At 64.4% G+C, this 3,966-nt stretch carries 5 protein-coding genes; 3 read left to right on the top strand and 2 right to left on the bottom strand.

The genetic code is table 11. From position 1 onward, the window contains the following. Together JOZ76_RS35090 and JOZ76_RS35085 are read right to left on the bottom strand one after the other, a co-directional pair. On the bottom strand, nt 1-716 hold a 716-nt coding region (locus tag JOZ76_RS35090; RefSeq protein ID WP_291705960.1), incomplete at its 3' end, for an HlyD family secretion protein. Further along, entirely contained in the window at nt 709-1,185 is a 477-nt protein-coding gene (locus tag JOZ76_RS35085) for a MarR family winged helix-turn-helix transcriptional regulator (protein ID WP_291705959.1), read from the bottom strand. The genes JOZ76_RS35085 and JOZ76_RS35090, both read right to left, overlap by 8 nt. A 186-nt stretch (nt 1,186-1,371) precedes the next feature. On the opposite strand from JOZ76_RS35085, the gene JOZ76_RS35080 reads away from it, so the two are divergent. The 3 genes from JOZ76_RS35080 to ispG form a co-directional block, all read left to right on the top strand. Then, complete coding sequence (locus JOZ76_RS35080; protein ID WP_291705958.1) at nt 1,372-1,863, top strand: Fur family transcriptional regulator; 492 nt, start codon at nt 1,372-1,374, stop codon at nt 1,861-1,863. 271 nt (nt 1,864-2,134) lie between these two features. Then, complete coding sequence (locus JOZ76_RS35075; RefSeq protein ID WP_291705957.1) at nt 2,135-3,034, top strand: DMT family transporter; 900 nt, start codon at nt 2,135-2,137, stop codon at nt 3,032-3,034. 78 nt (nt 3,035-3,112) lie between these two features. Further along, on the top strand, nt 3,113-3,966 hold an 854-nt coding region (gene ispG / locus JOZ76_RS35070), incomplete at its 3' end, for a (E)-4-hydroxy-3-methylbut-2-enyl-diphosphate synthase (protein WP_291705956.1).

Below are 3,966 nucleotides of genomic sequence, written 5' to 3'. Positions count from 1 at the left end.
GGCGCGCGCATCTCGGTATGGTCGAGATTGCGCTCGGCCTGCTCCAGCGCCGCCTTGGCCTGGGCATAGGGCGGAAACTCCTCCAGCGGCAGGTTGGGATTGCCGAGCAGCTGGGTCTTGGCGTTGGAGAGCTGCTGTTTGATGAATTGCGCCTGCGCCCCGGCGGTCACCAGCGCATTCGACGCATTGTCGAGGTCGAGCTGCGAGCCGTAACTGTTCTTGACCAGCTGCTGCTTGCGATCGACGTCGCGCTGCTTCAGATCGATGCCCTGCTGCGCAAGATCCAGCATGTCGCCATAGATCTTGATGTTGGCGACGAGGTTGTCATAGGTCGTGTGCGCCTGCTCCAGCGTCGCCTTCGCCTGGGCGACCGCGAGACGGAACGGCACGGGATCGAACTCGAACAGCACGTCGCCCTTGTCGACATGCTGGCCCTCCTTCACCACGACCTTGTCGATCTTGCCGGAGATATCGGGCGTGATCAGCACCTTCTGCGCGCCGACATAGGCATCGTCGGTCGACACATAGCGTCCGCCATTGAGATAGAACACCACACCGCCGATGGCGGCCGCGAGCGGCAGCACGACCAGCAGCAGAACGCGGCGATAGCGGCGCAGCGCCGCCAGCAGCGACCGCCGCGGTTTTTCCGCGGCCTTGGTCGGCCGCCCATCGGGCGAGGCCTTGTCGGGCGGGAATTTCAGCACCGGCTCAGCCATAATGTTGCTCCTTCACGTGTTCTTGTTCTGTGGTCTGGATGGCGCTCCGCACGTTGTCCTTGATCAGCTCGAGTTGCGCGAGCATGCGGTGAGCGTCCTGCGGGCTGATGCCCTCGAGCGCCGTCGCCGTCAGTTCCGAGCGGAGACCTGCGAGCTTGCCGAGCAGCGGCCGTGCGGCCTTCTTTAAGTAAAGCCGGTTGACGCGGCGGTCGGTCTCGTCGCCGCGCCGCTCGATCCAGCCGTTGTCGCAGAGCTTGTCGATCAGGCGCGTCAGCGTGATCGGCTGCATCTCCATCAGTTCCGCGAGTTCCGACTGCTTCATGCCTTCACTGCGTTCCACCTTGGCCAGAACAGCCCATTGCGCGCGCGTGATGCCGTAGCGCGCGGCCTGCTTGTCGGCATAGGCGCGCACCAGGCGCGACAGCTCGCCGAGCGAAAACAGAAAATTCATGTCCACGGAACCGCGCATCTATTCGCTCCCAGCCCTTCGGTAAGCTTAGGATATAATAAGCTTGCTTATCAATTCGTCATCGGCCGGGCCGGAGAAGGCTGCCCCGCCAAAAGCTCATGGCTGTTCCGCCGGGGTGAAGATTTTCGGCCACATTCCGTTATAATGGGGCTGCCGGCCTGCCGCGCCGGCCCGCAGATGGCGCTGATGACCTCGACGAAACCGGCCTTCCCCGCCCCCGACCATGACCACGACCGCTGCGCGGCCGACGGGCTGTCGCATGCCGAACGGATCTGCGGCGAGCGGGCGCAGAAGCTGACGCCGATCCGCCGACACGTCCTGCAGGCGCTGCTCAAGAGCCATAAGCCGCTCGGCGCCTACGAGATCATCGATGCGCTCGCCGGATCGATGCCGCGGCCGGCGCCGATCACAATCTATCGCGCGCTCGATTTTCTGATGGCCAATGGCCTCGTGCACCGGATCGAGAGCCGCAATGCGTATCTGGCCTGCGCGCACGATCACGACGCCGCGGCGCTGGTGGCGTTTCTGATCTGCGAGCGCTGCGACGCGGTCGGCGAGATCCCGGCCGCATCGGTCGCGCAGAGCCTCAACAGCGCCGCCCGCGCGTCGGGTTTTGCGCCAAAGCTTTCAGTCGTGGAAATCACCGGCACCTGCGCGCATTGCCAGGCAGCGAAGTAGATGGGCGTTGGTCACCAAGCATTGAAGTCGATGGGCGTCTGTCGAGTAGACGTGTCCGCGAACTCGGTTCACCTCTCCCCGCGTGCGGGGAGAGGTCGCCGCGCTCTTGCGCGGCGGGTGAGGGGGATTCTCCGCGAGGGCAGCTCTCTGACATGGCCCCTCACCCCAACCCTCTCCCCGTAAGAACGGGGAGAGGGGGCGCACCTCCGTGCCGGCAAGAGTTTCGCTCACACTACAACAACACGGCGCGCAAGCCGGCCAACGAGGACACATGCACAAGACCGTGGTTTCAACCGCCGGGCGGCCGCTCAGTCCCGGAGCCGTCGCGCTGATGCTGGTGCTGTGCGGCTCCTGGGCGTTCAACCAGATCGCGGTCAAGCTCGCGCTGCCGGACATCCCGCCGATGCTGCAGGCGACGATCCGCTCGAGCCTGGCGCTCCCGGTGCTGCTGCTGATTGCCCGTCTGCGCGGGGTGAAGATGTTCAAGCCCGACGGCACGCTCGGGCCCGGCCTGCTGGCAGGCCTCATTTTCGGGCTCGAATTCGTGCTGATCTTCGAGGGCCTGCTCTTTACTTCGGCGTCCCGCGCCGTGGTGTTTCTCTATACCGCGCCGTTCTTCGTGGCGCTCGGCTCCTACCGCTTTCTCGGCGAGCGGCTGCGGGGCGTGCAATGGTCGGGACTCGCCTTGAGCTTTTTCGGGGTGGCGCTCGCCATCGGCGTGCCGCAGGCCAATGTCGACACAAAAGTCCTGCTCGGCGATCTGATGATCGTGGGCGGCGGCGCGCTGTGGGCCGCGACCACGATCCTGGCCAAGGCCTCGTCCTTGCGCTTTGCGGCGCCGGAAAAGGTGCTGAGCTATCAGGTCGCGGTCTCGATCCCAGTCCTTGGCCTCGCGGCCTGGTTCGCAGGTGAAAAACTAACTCACATCCCCGGACCGCTCGCGCTGTCGCTCCTGGTGTACCAGGCCATCTGGGTGGTCGGAACCACGTTCACGCTTTGGTTCGCGCTGGTAAAGGCCTATTCGGCGAGCAAATTGTCGGCTTTTACCTTCATCACCCCTTTATTTGGCGTGATCGCCAGCTATTTCATCATGCATGACGCCCTGACGGCGGTGTTCGGGGCGGCGGCGGTGCTTGTCATTGCTGGGCTTTTTCTGGTTAACCGGCCTTGAAACGGGACCTTGGTCTGCAAGACACCCCATTGTTGACTGTCAAGAAAACCTGATATTCGAGGCGCCAGGAACAAGATCATGAACAAGCCCGAAAAATTGCCCCAGAACGATATCGCCGGGCCTAGCGCACGGCACCAGACCACAAAAGTGATGGTCGGCAACATCGCCGTCGGCGGCGGTGCGCCTATCGTCGTGCAATCGATGACCAACACGGACACCGCAGATGTCCAGGGCACCGTGGACCAAGTCGCAGCGCTGGCGCGCGCCGGTTCCGAGCTCGTGCGCATCACGGTCGACCGCGAGGAGGCGGCCGCCGCCGTCCCGTACATCCGCGACGGCTTGCGCAGGCGCGGCATCACCACGCCCTTGATCGGCGACTTCCACTACATCGGCCACAAGCTCCTGGCCGAATATCCCGCCTGCGCCGAAGCGCTGGACAAATACCGCATCAATCCCGGCAATGTCGGTTTCAAGGACAAGCGCGACACCCAGTTCGCGGACATCATCGAGATTGCCAACAAGAATAACAAGCCGGTACGCATCGGCGCCAATTGGGGCTCGCTCGACCAGGAGCTGCTGTTGCGGCTGATGGACGAGAATGCGGCCTCGGCCAATCCGCGCGATGCCCGCGCGGTGACGCGCGAGGCCATGGTGCAGTCGGCGCTGCTCTCGGCCGCACGCGCCATCGAGCTCGGCATGCCGAAGGACCGCATCATTCTGTCGGCCAAGGTGTCGGCGGTGCAGGACCTGATCGCGGTGTACCAGGACCTCGCCGCGCGCTCGGACTACGCGATCCATCTCGGCCTCACCGAGGCCGGCATGGGCTCGAAGGGCATCGTCGCCTCGTCTGCGGCGCTCGGCATTCTCCTGCAGGGCGGCATCGGCGATACCATCCGCATTTCGCTGACGCCCGAACCGGGCGGCGATCGCAC

This window comes from Bradyrhizobium sp. (genome assembly GCF_019244115.1).
GTDB lineage: Bacteria > Pseudomonadota > Alphaproteobacteria > Rhizobiales > Xanthobacteraceae > Bradyrhizobium.
This window is presented reverse-complemented; position numbering and strand designations above follow the sequence as displayed.

Bases quoted from the DNA above. Each gene is read 5' to 3' on its own strand.
- JOZ76_RS35080 (WP_291705958.1), top strand. From the start codon at position 1,372: ATGACCTCGACGAAACCGGCCTTCCCCGCCCCCGACCATGACCACGAC.
- JOZ76_RS35075 (WP_291705957.1), top strand. From the start codon at position 2,135: ATGCACAAGACCGTGGTTTCAACCGCCGGGCGGCCGCTCAGTCCCGGA.
- JOZ76_RS35085 (WP_291705959.1), bottom strand. From the start codon at position 1,185: ATGCGCGGTTCCGTGGACATGAATTTTCTGTTTTCGCTCGGCGAGCTG.